Source organism: Arenimonas sp. (assembly GCF_036275555.1).
Classification (GTDB): domain Bacteria; phylum Pseudomonadota; class Gammaproteobacteria; order Xanthomonadales; family Xanthomonadaceae; genus Arenimonas.
Genome location: NZ_DASUDO010000005.1, coordinates 26,513 through 41,397, shown reverse-complemented (window position 1 = coordinate 41,397; position 14,885 = coordinate 26,513). Strand labels below are relative to the sequence as shown.

Below are 14,885 nucleotides of genomic sequence, written 5' to 3'. Positions count from 1 at the left end.
GGGGGCGGCGGGCGAGGGTGGACAAATTCGCGTTCCCCCGGCCGGGGCGCTTCGATAAATTCCGGGCAGTCCCTCCCGCCGGCCCTGAGCGCATGACCCGGATCCGCCTCCTCGCCCTGCTCGCCGCGCTGGTGCTGTCCGCGCCGGCGTCCGCCGAAACGATGCCGCTGACGCCGCAAGCGGGGACGCTGCCGCTCGATGCGTTCCTGGCGAACGACGAACTCAACGACCTGCTGGTGTCGCCGGACGGCGAGCACTACGCCGTCACCGTGCCGCAGGAAGACCGGACCGTGCTGGTGGTGCTGCGGCGGTCGGACCTCAAGCGCACCGCGCAGGTCACGTTCCCCGAGAACGTGCACGTCATCGACGTGGCCTGGGTCAACAATCGGCAGCTGGTTTATTCCGAAGCGCGGCGGTTCGGCAGGCTGGAGGCGCCGCGGCGCAGCAACCGGCTCTATCGCGTCAACGTCGACGGCAGCGACATGTCGCCGGTGTCGCGCGAGTACGCGGCGCTCGGGGGCGTGCAGCGCGGCGAGGAGCGGCTGGTACGGGTCATCCGCTACGGCGGCGCCGGACAGCCGCGACTGGCCTGGATGGACATCAATACCGGCAAGACCGAAGGCAAGCAGTACAAGCATCCGCTGCACGGCGGCACCTATTACACCGACAACGCAGGCAAGCTGCGCCTGGCCAGCGGCTATCCCGTCGCCGACATCCAACCCAGCCAATACCTGCTGGACGAGCGGGACGAGTGGCGGAAGGTCCACTCGGGCCAGGACAGCGGCTTCCCCTGGTATTTCCAGGGTTTCTCGGCCGACAACGGCACCGCCTATTTCATCAAGGAGGAGGCCAAGGGCCCGGATGGCCTCTACGCCTACGACATGGCAAGCGGCGAGCATCGCCTGGTCACCCGCCACGCCCGGGTGGACATCGGGCGGCTGCTGTATTCGCCCGTCACCGGCGGCGTGATCGCGGTCGAGTACTTCGACGGCAAGCCCAAGCTCGAAATCATCGAGCCCGGCGACCCCTTTGCAAAAGAGCTGCTGAAGATCAGCCGGGCCTTCCCCGACGCCTACGTCACGCCGACGTCCTACACCGCGGACGGAAGGATTGGCATCTACGTGGTCAGCTCGGACGTCCTGCCGGGCGAGTTCTACCGCGTGGACCACCAAACCGGCGAGGCCACCCCGATCGCGCTGCGCAACCTCCACATCGACCCCCGCCGGATGGCGCCGACCCGGCCTTTCCGGTTCAAGGCCCGCGATGGCCTCGAGCTCGAAGGATTCCTGACCATGCCCTTGGCCGCCGGCGACGCACCGGCGCCGCTGGTGCTGATGCCGCACGGCGGCCCCACCGGGATATTCGACCGCTGGGCCTTCGACGCCGAGATCCAGCTGCTGGCCAGCCGGGGCTACGCCGTGCTTCGGGTCAACTTCCGGGGCTCGGGCAACTACGGGCGTGCTTTCCGCGAGGCGGCCAACGGCGAGTGGGGCGCGAAGATGCAGGATGACCTCACCGACGCGACGCAGTGGGCCCTGGACAACGGCGTCACCGAGCCCGGGCGGATCTGCATCTACGGCGCCAGCTACGGTGCCTACGCCGCGATGATGGGCCTGGTCCGGGAGCCGGGGCTCTACCGGTGCGGCATCGGCAACGTCGGGCTCTACGACGTCCAGCGCGAGTATTACGACTCGCGCTACACAAAGTTCGGCGATGCCTATTTCGGCACGACGGTGGGCGACGTGGACATGGCCGCGATCTCGCCCGCGCGCCTCGCCGACCGGATACGGGCGCCGGTGCTGCTGGGGGCCGGCGAGTTCGACCGGGTGACCCCGGTGGCGCAAACGCGGGCGATGGAGCGTGGCCTGAAGGCCGCGAAGGTGCCGCACGAGGTGGTGATCTACAAGGGCGAAGCCCACGGCTACTACAAGCTGGAGAACCGGCGCGACTGGGCCGAACGGGTGCTGGCCTTCCTCGATACCCACATCGGCGCCGCGAGTGCGCCGGCCGCCGCCGGCGAGTGAACCGCGCGACACTTTCCCATTCCCCCCGGCGGGCGGCTGCTCTATGTTGCGAGGCTGGCCAATCCTGGACCTCGCGGATGATCCGACTGCCTTTTGCCTTCCTGCTGGCGCTGCTCCTCGTCCCCGGTGCCCGCGCGGCCCAGCCACTCCCGCCCGAGGCCTTCCTCGCGCCCGGTGACATCGCCGACCTCATCATCTCGCCCGACGGCGAGCACTACGCCGCCACGGTGCCGCTGGAGGACCGCACGGCACTGGTCGTGCTGCGCCGCTCGGACATGAAGCGCAGCGGCTACGCCATGTTCAAGGCCGAGACCCACGTGATCGACGTGAACTGGGTCAATGACCGCCAGCTGGTGTATTCCGACGCCCGCCGCATGGGCCCGCTGGCCGCGCCGCGCGTGAGCGGCCGGCTGTACAAGATGAACGCCGACGGCAGCGACGCGAAACCGGTCGTCACCGAGCTGGCGTTCCTGCACCACACCCTGCGCGACGACGACGACCACGTGCAGGTCATCCGCCAGAGCGCCGGCGGCTCGCCGCGGCTAGTGAAGCTGAACGTCAGCACCGGCAAGTTCGTCGGCGAGCAGGTCAAGCACCCGCTCGAGCACGGCAGCTACCACTCCGACAACGCCGGCGTGGTGCGCTTCGCCTCGGGCTACAAGGACTACGAGATCCGGTCGCGCCAGTTCCAGCGCGACCCCGACGGCGAGTGGCGCGAGATCAACGTCGAGGAAGAGACTGGCGTCCAGCTCTACTTCCGCGGCTTCTCGGCCGACAACAAGACCGCCTACCTGATCATCGAGGAGGACGATGGCCCCGACGGCGTCTACGCCTACGACATGGCCACCGGCGAGCGCACCCTGGTCGCGCGCCACGCGCGGGTGGACGTGGGCCACGTGCTGCGCTCGCCGCTCGATGGCGGCGTGATCGGCGTGGTGTACTACGCCGGCAAGCCCGAGGTGAAGTGGATCGCGCCCGAGGACCCGTTCGCCAAGTCGCTGGCGCGGGTGATGCGCGCCTTCCCCGGTTCCTACGTCACGCCCACCTCGTATACCCGCGACGGCCGCACCGGCATCTACTTCGTCAGCTCCGACATCAACTCCGGCGAGTACTACCGGGTCGACCACCAGACCGGCGAGGCATCCTTCGTGATTGCCGCCAACGAGCGCCATGATCCGAACGTGATGGCGCCGATGCGCCCCTTCATGTTCAAGGCGCGCGATGGCGTGGAGCTCGAGGGATTCATCACCGTGCCGCGCGACGCCGGCGGCAAGCCGGTGCCGCTGGTGGTGATGCCGCACGGTGGCCCCAAGGGTGTGTTCGACCGCTGGGGCTTCGATGCCGAGACCCAGCTGCTCGCCAGCCGCGGCTATGCCGTGCTGCAGGTCAACTTCCGCGGCTCGGGCAACTACGGCCGCGCCTTCCGCGAATCCGGCAACGGCGAGTGGGGCGCGAAGATGCAGGACGACGTCACCGACGCCACCCGCTGGGCGATCGAGCAGGGCATCGCCGCCCCGGACCGCATCTGCCTGTACGGCGCCAGCTACGGCGCGTACTCGGCCATGATGGGCCTGGTGCGCGAGCCCGACCTGTACGCCTGCGGCATCGGCAACGTCGGCGTCTACGACCTGGTGAAGATGTACAAGGTGCGGTCCGCGACGCGCTACGGCCGCGACTACTTCGACACCGCGCTGGGCGAGGTCGACCTCGAGACCATTTCGCCGGCGCGGCTGGCCGACCGCATCCGCGACCCCGTGCTGCTGGGCGCCGGCTCGCTCGACGAGACCACGCCGCTGGAGCAGACCCGCGCCATGGAATCCGGGCTCAAGGCCGCGGACGCCGAGCCGCAGGTGGCGATATACGACCTCGAGGCGCACGGCTACTATCAGATGAAGAACCGGCTGGACTGGGCGCGGCGCGTGCTCGCCTTCCTCGACGCCCACGCCGGCCAACCCGCCGCGGCCCCGGCCGCGCCCTGAGGAACAACCATGTGGTACCTGATCCACGGCATCGACCTGCCGAACTCGCTCGCTGGCCGGAAGCTGCACCGGCCCGCCCACCTCGCCCGGCTCGAGGCGCTGCGCGACCAGGGCCGGCTGAAGCTGGCCGGCCCGCTGCCCGCCATCGATGCCGAGGACCCGGGTCCGGCGGGCTTCACCGGCAGCGTCATCGTGGCCGAGTTCGGCTCGCTGGCCGAGGCCAACGCCTGGGCCGCGGAGGATCCCTACCTGGTCGGCGGCGTCTACGCGCGGGTGGACGTCAGTCCCTTCCGCCTGGTGCTGCCGTGAGCCTGCCGCGCGACCAGCGCCCGGCCGCGATCCGTGCCGCGCTCGAGGCGGCCCTGGCGCCGCTGGCGCTGGAGGTGGTGGACGAGAGCCACAAGCACGCCGGCCACGCCGGGGCCCGCGACGGCCGGGGCCACTTCGCGGTCACGGTGGTCAGCGAGGCCTTCGCCGGGCTGGCGCCGCTGGCCCGCCACCGCCGGGTCTACGCGGCCCTGGGCGGGCTGATGGAAACCGACATCCACGCCCTCTCGATCCAGGCCCGCACCCCGTCCGAGGCCTGAGCCCGGGCACTCGCGGAGGCGGGTGAAGCCGCTGTTATACTGCCCGTCGGCCGCGTGCCGGGGATCGCGCTCTGCCAGTGGAATCAACGACTTGGCCGAGCCGCGGACCCGCCCGCGAGCTTCCCATCGACCCTGCGGCGGGCCGCCCCCGGCGTCCCGTGGCCGGCGACTACTGGCCGGCTGCTTGAGAACCCCGACGAATGCGCCTTTCCACGATCAAGCTCTCCGGCTTCAAATCCTTCGTTGACCCCACGGTGCTGCACCTGCCGACCAACATGACCGGCGTGGTCGGTCCGAACGGTTGCGGCAAGTCGAACATCATCGACGCGGTGCGCTGGGTGATGGGCGAGAGCTCGGCCAGCCGCCTGCGCGGCGATTCGCTCACCGACGTGATCTTCTCGGGCTCATCCACCCGCAAGCCGGTCAGCCAGGCCCAGGTCGAGCTGATCTTCGACAACTCCGAGGGCAGCATCGGCGGCGAGTACGCGCGCTACGCGGAGATCTCGGTCAAGCGCTCGGTCAGCCGCGACGGCCAGAGCAACTACTACCTCAACGGCGCCCGCTGCCGCCGCCGCGACATCACCGACCTGTTCCTGGGCACGGGCCTGGGCGCGCGCAGCTACTCGATCATCGAGCAGGGCATGATCAGCCAGATCATCGAGGCCAAGCCCGAGGACCTGCGCGTCTACCTGGAAGAAGCCGCCGGCATCTCCAAGTACAAGGAGCGCCGCAAGGAAACCGAGTCGCGCATCAAGAGCACGCGCGAGAACCTCGACCGCCTCAACGACCTGCGCGAGGAAGTGGACAAGCAGCTCGAGCACCTCAAGCGCCAGGCCCGCGCCGCCGAGCAGTACCAGGCCCTGCAGGCCGAGCGCCTGAACAAGGACGCCCAGCTCAAGGCGCTCGAGTTCCGCCGCTACGACGGCCAGCTCAAGGCCCTGCACGACACCCTGACCCAGGACGAGATCAAGCTGCAGTCGCTGATGGCCGACCAGCGCCAGGCCGAGGCCCAGATCGAGGCCTGCCGCAGCCAGCACGGCGAAGCCAGCGAGGCGCTGGGCAAGGCCCAGGCCGAGGTCTACCGCGTCGGCGGCGAGCTCGCCCGCATCGAACAGCAGATCCAGCACCAGCGCGAGCTGCGCCAGCGCCTGGAAACCGCCCGCGCCGAGGCCGACGCGGCCTTCGCCCAGGTCGGCGAACACATCAGCGGCGACGAGCGCCAGCTGGCCGAGCTGCACAACGCCATCGCCGCCGCCGAGCCCCGGCTCGAGGCCATGCGCAGCGAGGACACCGGCCGCCAGGACGCCCTGAAGGCCGCCGAGGCGGCCCTGCAGGACTGGCAGCAGCGCTGGGACACCTACGCCAAGGCCCAGGCCGAGGCGGCGCGCTGGGCCGAGGTCGAGCGCACCAAGATCGAGTACCTCGAGAAGCAGGCCATGGACGCGGGCCGCCGGCGCGAAGCGCTGGCCGGCGAGCGCAGCGGCCTCGACACCACCGCGGTCACCGAGGCGCTGTCGCGCCTGGTCGCCGACCACGACCAGCAGAAGGCCGGCCTCGATGGCCTTGGCGATACGCTGGAGCAGCGCAAGGCCGCGCTGAGCGCGCTGCAGGAACAGCAGCGCCAGCAGCAGTCCGAACTCGCCGACGTGCGCAAGCAGGGCCAGGCCGCGCGCGGCCGCCTGGCTTCGCTCGAGGCGCTGCAGCACGCCGCGCTCGGCCAGGAAAAGAACGTCGCGCTCGACTGGCTCCGGCAGCAGGGCCTGGACGGCAACGGCCGCCTCGGCGAAATGCTCACGGTCGAGGCCGGCTGGGAAACCGCCGTCGAAACCGTGCTCGGCAGCCTGCTCGAAGCCGTCACCGTCGATGCCCCGAACGACTGGCTCGACGCGCTGGCCAGCCTCGGCCAGGGCCGCGTAGCGTTGGTGAGCAGTTCCACCGAATCCGTGTCCGTGCCCGCCGGCTCGCTGGCCGCGAAAGTGCAGGGCCCGGCCGCCGTGCGCCGCCTGCTCGCCGGCATCCATGCCGTGGAATCCGCCGCCGAAGCCCGCGCGGTCACGCCGGGGCAGGGCGAAGCCGTCATCACCCGTGGCGGCGAATGGCTCGGCGCCGGCTGGCTGCGCGTGCTGCGCAGCGGCGAGGCCCAGCAGGGCGCGCTGGCCCGCGAGCGCGAGATCCAGGCCCTGCGCGCCGAAATCGAAGCGCTGGGCAAGCGCGAGCAGGCCATCAACGAAGGCCTGACCTCGATGCGCGACAAGCTGCTCGAGGCCGAGCAGCACCGCGAGGACGCCCAGCGTGCGCTGTACCTCGCGCACCGCAGCGTGTCCGAACTCGCCGGCCAGCTGCAGGGCCAGAAGAGCCGCCTGGAATCCGCCCAGGCCCGCGTCACCCGCATCGATGCCGAACTGGCCACGCTGGCCACCACGCTCGAGGAATCGCAGGCCAACGCCCGCGAGGCCCGCGCCCGCCTGGAGCAGGCGGTGGCGAAGATGGGCGACCTCGAGGCCGAGCGCCAGCGCCTGGACGCCGAGCGCCGCAGCTTCGGCGAGCAGCGCGACGCCGCCCGCAACAGTGCCCGCGAGGCCCGCGACGCCGCCCACCAGCTGGCGCTCACGCTGGAGTCGCAGCGCGCGCGCGTGATCGCGCTGAGCCAGTCGCTGGCGCGCATGGGCAGCCAGAAGGCCCAGCTCGAGGTGCGCCTGAACGAGCTCGTGGCCCAGCTCGCCGACGGCGACGCGCCGGTGGTGGCGCTGCAGGCCGAGCGCCAGGCCGCGCTCGACCAGCGCGTGATCGTCGAGAAGGACCTGGCCGCGGCCCGCTCCACGCTCGACGGCATCGAGGCCGAGATGCGCGGCTACGAACAGACCCGCCAGCAGCGCGACCAGCAGTCGCTGGCCCAGCGCGAAGCCATCTCCGCCAAGCGCATGGAAGAGCAGGCCCTGGCCCTGCGCGCCGGCCAGCTGTCCGAGGCCATCGTCGCCGCGGGCCTGGTGCTCGACGAGGTGCTGCAGGCGCTGCCCGCGCAGGCCGACTTCGACGGCTGGCAGAAGACCCTGGCCGACATCGACGCCAAGATGCGCCGGCTCGAGCCGGTCAACCTGGCCGCGATCCAGGAATACGGCGAGCAGAGCGAGCGCAAGACCTACCTCGACGCCCAGAACACCGACCTCACCTCGGCGCTGGAAACCCTGGAAGGCGCGATCCGCAAGATCGACAAGGAAACCCGCGGCCGCTTCAAGGAAACCTTCGACCGCGTCAACGCCGGCGTGCAGGAGCTCTACCCGCGCCTGTTCGGCGGCGGCCACGCCTACCTCGAGCTCACCGGCGAGGACCTGCTCGACACCGGCGTCTCGATCATGGCGCGCCCGCCCGGCAAACGCGTCTCCAACATCTCGCTGCTCTCCGGCGGCGAGAAGGCGCTGACCGCGGTCGCGCTGGTGTTCGCGATCTTCCGCCTGAACCCGGCGCCGTTCTGCCTGCTCGACGAGGTGGACGCGCCGCTCGACGAAGCCAACGTCGGCCGCTTCAGCAGCATGGTCACCGAGATGAGCGAGAAGGTGCAGTTCCTGTTCGTCACCCACAACAAGGCGACGATGGAAGCGGCCAAGCAGCTCTCCGGCGTCACCATGCGCGAGCCGGGCTGCAGCCGCCTGGTCTCGGTCGACCTGGCCGAGGCCACCCGCCTGGTGGGCGCGGCCTGACCGCGCCGCCGGTTTAGGGCATCATTCCAACGCGGGCCGCGGATCCGGCCCGACGCCAGACAGGGAGAGGCACCATGCTCGACGGACTCAGCGAGACCACGCTGCTGCGCATCGCCATCGGCGTCGCCGCGCTGGTGCTGTTCGCGGTCATCGTGTACACCAGCCGCAAACCGGCGGGCCCGCAGGGCAAGCGCACCGCCCCGGCGCGCAGCGAGGCGGCCGGGGGCCCGCGCCAGGAGCCCACGCTGCGCGAGCTGCTCGAGGCCGACGCCGGCACCGGCGACGAAGCCGCCGCGATCGAGCAGTCCGAGCTCGACCTGCTGGAGAAAACCCTGGCCGGCGAAGAGGTCCCCGACCGCCGCCCGGCCCCGGCCCCGCTGCCGGGCGCCCGCCCCGACGAGAACTTCGACAAGGTCGTCAGCGTCTTCCTGGCCGCGCGCGCGGGCCAGGCCCTGCACGGCCCGGACCTGGTGGTCGCGGCCGAGAAGGCCGGCCTGGTGTACGGCCACATGAACATCTTCCACCGCCTGGTGGACAACCACCCGGAGCAGGGCCCGATCTTCTCGGTCGCCAACCTGGTCAAGCCCGGCTCGTTCGAGATGGCCAACATCCAGGACCTGCGCACGCCCGGCATCAGCTTCTTCATGGCGCTGCCGGGGCCGCTGTCGGCGCTCGACGCCTGGGACGCGATGCTGCCCACCGCCCAGCGCATGGCCGAGCTGCTCGACGGCGTGCTGCTGGACGAGGAGCGCAACGCGCTCGGCCGCCAGCGCATCGCGCACATCCGCGAGGACCTGCGCAACTACGACCGCAAGCAGCAGAAGTGGGACCTGCGGACCACGCGCTGAGGCCCGGCGATGACCACGCCCGCTGACCGCGCCGCCGAACTCCGCGCGCGGCTGGAAGACGCCAACCACCGCTACCACGTGCTCGACGACCCGGCCATCCCGGACGCCGAATACGACGCGATGCTGCGCGAGCTCGAGGCGATCGAGCGCGCCCACCCCGACCTGTGCACGCCCGATTCCCCGACCCGACGCGTCGGCGGGCTGCCGCTCGACGGCTTCGAACAGGTCACGCACGCGCAGGCGATGCTGTCGCTCAACAACGCCTTCTCCGACGAGGAAGTCGGGGAGTTCGTCCAGCGCATCGCGCGCGAGCTGGGCGAGGCCGAGCCCGCGTTCTCGGTCGAGCCCAAGCTCGACGGCCTGGCGATCAGCCTGCGTTACGAGCACGGCGTGTTCGTACGCGGCGCCACCCGCGGCGACGGCGCCACCGGCGAGGACGTCACCGCCAACCTCCGCACCATCGCGGCCATCCCGCTGAAGCTGCGCGGCGACGCGCCGGCGGTGCTGGAGGTGCGCGGCGAGGTCTACATGCCGCGTGCCGGCTTCGAGGCCTACAACGCGCGCATGCGCGAGACCGGCGGCAAGGTGCTGGCCAACCCGCGCAACGGCGCGGCCGGGTCGCTGCGCCAGCTCGATCCGCGCATCGCGGCCTCGCGGCCGCTGTCCTTTTATGCCTACGGCCTTGGCGTCACCGAGGGCTGGGCGCTGCCGCCGCGGCATTCCCAGGTGCTGCAGGCGTTGCGCGGCTTCGGCTTCCCGGTGTCGCCGGATGTCGCCGTGGCACGCGGCACCCGCGGCCTGCTCGACTACTACGCCGCCATCGGCGCGCGCCGCGACGCGCTGCCGTACGACATCGACGGCGTGGTCTACAAGCTCGACTCGCACGACCAGCAGCGCGCGATGGGCTTCGTCTCGCGCGCGCCGCGCTGGGCCATCGCGCACAAGTTCCCGGCGCAGGAGCAGCTCACCACGGTCGAGGCGATCGAGGTGCAGGTCGGCCGCACCGGCGCGCTGACGCCGGTGGCGCGACTCGCGCCGGTGCAGGTCGCGGGCGTCGTCGTCACCAACGCCACGCTGCACAACGCCGACCAGATCGCGCGCCTGGACGTGCGCGTGGGCGACACCGTGATCGTGCGCCGCGCCGGCGACGTGATCCCCGAGGTCGTCCGCGTGCTGGTGGAGAAACGTCCGCTGGACGCGCGCGGCGAGCCGCTGCACGCGCCCTACGAATTCCCGTCCGCCTGTCCCGCCTGCGGTTCGCACACCGAGGCGGTGCGCAAGGTGCTCAAGACCACCAAGGCCGGGGGCACCGAATACGCCGAGGGCGCCGCCATCGTCTGCACCGGCGGCCTGTTCTGCCCGGCGCAGCGCAAGCAGGCGCTGGTGCACTTCGCCTCGCGCAAGGCCATGGACATCGAAGGCCTGGGCGAGGCCTTCATCGAGGCGTTGGTGGACTTCGGCTACGTCGCCACCGTCGCCGACCTGTACGCGATGACGGTCGAGCGCTTCCTCGAGATGAAGCAGCGCGCCGACGAGCGCGACGGCACCGTGCCCGAGACGGTCAAGGCCGGCAAGATCGCCAGCAAGTGGGCCGAGAACCTGGTCGCGGCGATCGCCGCCAGCAAGGACACCTCGCTCGAGCGCCTGCTGTTCGCGCTCGGCATCCGCGACGTCGGCGAATCCACGGCCCGCACCCTGGCGCGCTGGTTCGGCGCGCTCGATCCGCTGCTGGCGGCCGACGAGGCCAGCCTGGTCGAGATCCCCGACGTCGGCCCGGTGGTGGCGGCCCGCATCGCCGGCTTCTTCGCCGAACCGCACAACCGCGAGGTGGTGCAGGCCCTTCGCGCCGCCGGCGTGCGCTGGCCCGAGGGCCCGCCGCAGCGTTCGGCCGAAGGCCCGCTGGCCGGCCAGACCGTGGTGCTGACCGGCGCCCTGTCGGCGATGAGCCGCGACGCCGCCGGCGACCGCCTGCAGGCGCTGGGCGCCAAGGTGGCCGGCAGCGTTTCCAAGAAGACCAGCTTCGTGGTCGCCGGCGAGGCCGCCGGCTCCAAGCTCGACAAGGCCCGCGAGCTGGGGATCGAGGTCTGGGACGAGGCGCGCCTGCTCGAATTCCTGAACGCCAACCCCGCCGGCTGAGCCGCGGGTGCGTCCGGCCGCGGCTGGCCGGGCGTAGAGTATTGGCATGAAGGACTGGAAGCCCACCGCCAACCTCAAGGCCCTGCGCCTGCGCGCCGAGCTGTACGCGCTGGTCCGGCATTTCTTCGCCGAGCGCGGCGTGCTCGAGGTCGAGACGCCGGTGATGTCGGCATCGGGCAACACCGATCCCAACATCGAGAGTTTCGCGCTCGAATTCGACGGCCCCAAGGCCGCCGGCGCCGGCGCCCGCTGGCTGCGCACGTCCCCCGAATTCCCGCTCAAGCGCCTGCTGGCCGCGGGCGTGGGCGACTGCTACGAGCTGGGCCGCGTGTTCCGCAACGGCGAGGCCGGCAAGCGCCACAACCCCGAATTCACCATGCTCGAGTGGTACCGCGTTGGCTGGGACCACCATCGGCTGATGGACGAGACCGCCGAGCTGCTCAAGGCCGCGATGGCGCTGGCGGGCCGCCGCGCCACCGTTCGCGAGACCAGCTTCCGGCAGCTCTACCTCGACAAGTTCGGCTTCGACCCGCTGACCGCGCCCGAGGAGGCGCTGCGCTCGCCGCTGGGCGTCTACGACATCGACCCCAAGGGCCTGACCCGCGACGACTGGCTGGACCTGCTGATGACCCACCTCATCCAGCCCAGCATCTCGGCCAGCCGCATCCTGCTGGTCTACGACTACCCGGCCAGCCAGTGCGCGCTGGCGCGGCTGCGTCCCGGCGACCCGCCGGTGGCCGAGCGTTTCGAGGCCTTCCTGGGCCCGCTGGAAGTGGCCAACGGCTACCACGAACTCAACGACGCCGCCGAACAGCGCGCCCGCTTCGAGGCCGACCTGGCCCGGCGCCGCGCCCGCAACGCCCGCCTGCCGGCGATGGACGAGCGGCTGCTGGCCAGCCTGCCAAAGCTGCCGGCCTGCGCCGGCGTGGCGCTGGGCATCGACCGGCTGATGATGGCGCTGATGGGCACCGACAGGATCGCCGACGTGGTGGCCTTCCCGTTCGAAAGGGCATGAATCGCGGGTAAGCGCGCGCCGCGCCCCCGGGGCCGGATTGACCGCCAGTTCATGGTCGTGCCTTAAGCTTTGCGGGCAGGCAGCCGGGTCGGCCGCCGCTTCGGAGCCACGCCATGAACCGCATCCTCTTCGCCTTGGTTACCTTCGCCACCGCGGCGCTGCCGCTGGCCGCCCAGGCCACCGACCGCTACGACGCGCGCTATCGCGGCGACTACCCGCGACCGCCAGCGCAGGTGATCGTGAGCTGCAACTCCGACAACTACCGCGATCGCTTCTGCCCGGTCGACACCCGCGGCGGCGTGCGCCTGGCGCGCCAGGTCTCGAACAACAAGGGGCCCTGCATCGAAGGCCGCACCTGGGGCTATGACCGTCGTGGCATCTGGGTCACCGGCGGCTGCCGCGCCGAGTTCGAGGTGGGCGGCGCCTACGGCCATGGCCCGGGTCGTCCCGGCTACGGCCGTCCGGATTACGACCGTCCCGACTACGGGCCGCGCGTCGTGCGCTGCGAGTCGATCCGCGGCCGGGAAAACTTCTGCCCGGTGCCGGGCGGCCGCATTGAATCGGTGGACATCGAGCGCCGGCTGAGCAAGGCCGACTGCACCTACGGCGAGGGCTGGGGCTTCAGCCGTCGCGGCATCTGGGTCGACCGCGGCTGCCGCGCTGATTTCATCGTCTACTGACTCACGGCGTCCGCTGGCGGACGCGAGCCTTGGCCGGCGCCTTCTTTGGAGGCGCCGGCTTTTTCTTGGGTCGCCCCGGCGGCGCGATGCCCGCCGTCTTGCGCGGCGGAGCGGGGCGGGCGCCCGCGGAAACGGCCTTGCCGAGCTGGCGGCCGAGCGCACCGGCCAGTTTCAGCGGCGGCATGGCAAGCGCCAGCGCCTCGGCGCTCCAGGCTTTCAGCGTGGACGGTGCCAGGTTCAGGGCTCCGGCCAGCGGCGCCGGCAGCCAGTCGGCGCCGGCCTTGCGCAGGCGGCAGACGCTGTCGGCATAGCGGCCGGCGGCCCAGGTCGAGGCCACCGCGCGGACGGTCGCAGTGACCAGTGGCTCGAGCGGCGTATAGCGCATCAGCGGCCCGCTCACCGCCGCCGGCAGCCAGCCGCGCAGCAGCGAACGCAGGCCTTCGCGCGTCGCCAGAGGACTCAGCACCGCCTGCGTCTGCGCCACCGCCAGCACGCCTTCGACTTCCCAGCCCGCGGGCTTGAGCTTGTAGCGGCGGTAGATGGCCTCGACCAGCTTGCGTTGGATGTCCTCGGCCGATTCCGTGCTGCCCGCGCGCCGGATCGCGACCGGCAGGAAGGGCTTGAGCAGGGGCACGCGATCGAGCCCGACCTGCAGGGCGGCGCCGGCGCCGGCCTTGACGCAGGCCGCGTGCAGCAGGGGTTCGATGCCGGCGTCGAGCGGCGGCGGTTTGCGCGTTCGGGGGCGGGCAGGGCGGGTGCTCATGGGCCGAGCATAGCGCGGCGCCCGTGTTGGTAAACTCACGGCCCCCGCCGCACGGACCCGCGCATGGACTTCGAACGCTACGACCGCATCCGCCCGATCCGCTGGGAGGGCGACCACCTGTCGCTGCTCGACCAGCGCCGGCTGCCCTTCGTGGTCGAGCAGGTGGCCTGCCGCGACAGCGAGGCCGTGGGCCGCGCCATCCACGACCTGGTCGTCCGCGGCGCGCCGGCCATCGGCATCGCCGCGGCCTGGGGCGCGGTGCTGGCCGCGCGCGGCGTCGACGCCGCCAATGGCGCCGCCGCGCTGGCCAGGCTCGCGCCGGCGCTGGACCGCCTGCAGGCCGCGCGCCCGACCGCGGTGAACCTGATGTGGGCCCTGGCCCGCCTGCGCCGCGTCCTGGCCGGCGCCGGCGCCGACTGGCGCACGGTGCTCGAGGCCGAGGCCCGCGCGATCGAAACCGAGGACCTCGCCGCCAACCGCCGCATGGGCGCGCTGGGCGCGGCCCTGATCGAGCCCGGCAGCGGCGTGCTGACCCACTGCAACACCGGCTCGCTGGCCACCGCCGGCTTCGGCACCGCGCTCGGCGTGATCCGCGCCGGCGTCGCCGAAGGCCGCATCGGCCAGGTCTTCGCCAGCGAAACCCGGCCCTGGCTGCAGGGCGCGCGCCTGACCGCCTGGGAGCTGCTGCAGGACGGCATCGCCGCCACCCTGATCGCGGACGGCGCCGCCGCGCACCTGATGAAGACGGGCGCGGTGCAGTGGGTGATCGTCGGCGCCGACCGCATATGCGCCAACGGCGATACCGCCAACAAGATCGGCACCTACTCGCACGCCATCGCCGCCCGCCACCACGGGGCGAAAGTGATGGTGGTGGCGCCCTCGTCCACCGTGGACATGGCCACGGCGCACGGCGACGACATCGAGATCGAGATGCGCGACCCCGCCGAACTGCTGTCCATGGCGGGCACGCGCACGGTCGCCGAGGGCGTGCAGGCGTGGAATCCGGTGTTCGACGTGACCCCCGCCGGGCTGATCGATGCCATCGTCACCGAGCGCGGCGTGGTGATGGCCCCGGACCGGGCCCGGATGCAGGCGCTTTTCGGACCCGGATGAGGGCCTAAGTGCTTGTTTTTCGGCTTCAAAACGGCCCCTCCG

The 14,885-nt window shown here is 71.6% G+C and carries 11 protein-coding genes; 10 read left to right on the top strand and 1 reads right to left on the bottom strand.

The window, feature by feature from the left end; genetic code table 11:
- Positions 1-92 precede the first annotated feature (92 nt).
- From VFV21_RS00430 to VFV21_RS00390, 9 genes are all read left to right on the top strand, one after another.
- A complete protein-coding gene (locus VFV21_RS00430) occupies positions 93-2,024 on the top strand; it encodes an alpha/beta hydrolase family protein (protein WP_329667608.1) in 1,932 nt (643 codons plus the stop codon).
- A 77-nt stretch (positions 2,025-2,101) separates the two neighbouring features.
- The gene (locus VFV21_RS00425; protein WP_329667607.1) at positions 2,102-4,003 is read left to right on the top strand and encodes a S9 family peptidase; all 1,902 of its coding nucleotides are present in this window, start codon (positions 2,102-2,104) and stop codon (positions 4,001-4,003) included.
- A 9-nt stretch (positions 4,004-4,012) separates the two neighbouring features.
- Positions 4,013-4,312 carry a YciI family protein gene (locus VFV21_RS00420; RefSeq protein ID WP_329667606.1) on the top strand — a complete coding sequence of 100 codons (300 nt, stop codon included), beginning with the start codon at positions 4,013-4,015 and terminating at the stop codon, positions 4,310-4,312.
- A gap of 2 nt (positions 4,313-4,314) precedes the next feature.
- Positions 4,315-4,590, top strand: a complete 276-nt coding sequence (locus VFV21_RS00415) for a BolA family protein (RefSeq protein WP_329667692.1) — start codon at positions 4,315-4,317, stop codon at positions 4,588-4,590.
- Between the two features lie 200 nt (positions 4,591-4,790).
- Positions 4,791-8,288: a chromosome segregation protein SMC gene (smc, locus tag VFV21_RS00410; protein WP_329667605.1), complete on the top strand. Its 3,498-nt coding sequence runs from the start codon at positions 4,791-4,793 to the stop codon at positions 8,286-8,288.
- A gap of 74 nt (positions 8,289-8,362) precedes the next feature.
- A complete protein-coding gene (zipA, locus tag VFV21_RS00405) occupies positions 8,363-9,136 on the top strand; it encodes a cell division protein ZipA (RefSeq protein WP_329667604.1) in 774 nt (257 codons plus the stop codon).
- A gap of 9 nt (positions 9,137-9,145) precedes the next feature.
- Complete coding sequence (gene ligA, locus VFV21_RS00400) at positions 9,146-11,272, top strand: NAD-dependent DNA ligase LigA (protein ID WP_329667603.1); 2,127 nt, start codon at positions 9,146-9,148, stop codon at positions 11,270-11,272.
- Positions 11,273-11,318: 46 nt separating this feature from the next.
- Positions 11,319-12,287 (top strand): EF-P lysine aminoacylase EpmA, encoded by a 969-nt coding sequence (epmA, locus tag VFV21_RS00395; RefSeq protein ID WP_329667602.1) that lies wholly within the window; start codon positions 11,319-11,321, stop codon positions 12,285-12,287.
- 113 nt (positions 12,288-12,400) lie between these two features.
- Positions 12,401-12,967 (top strand): DUF3011 domain-containing protein, encoded by a 567-nt coding sequence (locus VFV21_RS00390; RefSeq protein WP_329667601.1) that lies wholly within the window; start codon positions 12,401-12,403, stop codon positions 12,965-12,967.
- Between the two features lies 1 nt (position 12,968).
- On the opposite strand, the gene VFV21_RS00385 is transcribed toward VFV21_RS00390, so the two are convergent.
- Complete coding sequence (locus VFV21_RS00385) at positions 12,969-13,730, bottom strand: hypothetical protein (RefSeq protein ID WP_329667600.1); 762 nt, start codon at positions 13,728-13,730, stop codon at positions 12,969-12,971.
- 63 nt (positions 13,731-13,793) lie between these two features.
- Between VFV21_RS00385 and mtnA the strand changes: the two genes are divergently transcribed.
- Positions 13,794-14,843, top strand: coding sequence for an S-methyl-5-thioribose-1-phosphate isomerase (mtnA, locus tag VFV21_RS00380; RefSeq protein WP_329667599.1), 1,050 nt, complete (start codon positions 13,794-13,796; stop codon positions 14,841-14,843).
- The last annotated feature ends 42 nt before the right edge of the window (positions 14,844-14,885 follow it).

Coding starts and splice junctions, on each gene's coding strand:
- ligA (WP_329667603.1), top strand. CDS start 9,146: ATGACCACGCCCGCTGACCGCGCCGCCGAACTCCGCGCGCGGCTGGAA.
- VFV21_RS00425 (WP_329667607.1), top strand. CDS start 2,102: ATGATCCGACTGCCTTTTGCCTTCCTGCTGGCGCTGCTCCTCGTCCCC.
- VFV21_RS00385 (WP_329667600.1), bottom strand. CDS start 13,730: ATGAGCACCCGCCCTGCCCGCCCCCGAACGCGCAAACCGCCGCCGCTC.
- epmA (WP_329667602.1), top strand. CDS start 11,319: ATGAAGGACTGGAAGCCCACCGCCAACCTCAAGGCCCTGCGCCTGCGC.
- VFV21_RS00420 (WP_329667606.1), top strand. CDS start 4,013: ATGTGGTACCTGATCCACGGCATCGACCTGCCGAACTCGCTCGCTGGC.
- zipA (WP_329667604.1), top strand. CDS start 8,363: ATGCTCGACGGACTCAGCGAGACCACGCTGCTGCGCATCGCCATCGGC.
- VFV21_RS00390 (WP_329667601.1), top strand. CDS start 12,401: ATGAACCGCATCCTCTTCGCCTTGGTTACCTTCGCCACCGCGGCGCTG.
- VFV21_RS00430 (WP_329667608.1), top strand. CDS start 93: ATGACCCGGATCCGCCTCCTCGCCCTGCTCGCCGCGCTGGTGCTGTCC.
- smc (WP_329667605.1), top strand. CDS start 4,791: ATGCGCCTTTCCACGATCAAGCTCTCCGGCTTCAAATCCTTCGTTGAC.
- mtnA (WP_329667599.1), top strand. CDS start 13,794: ATGGACTTCGAACGCTACGACCGCATCCGCCCGATCCGCTGGGAGGGC.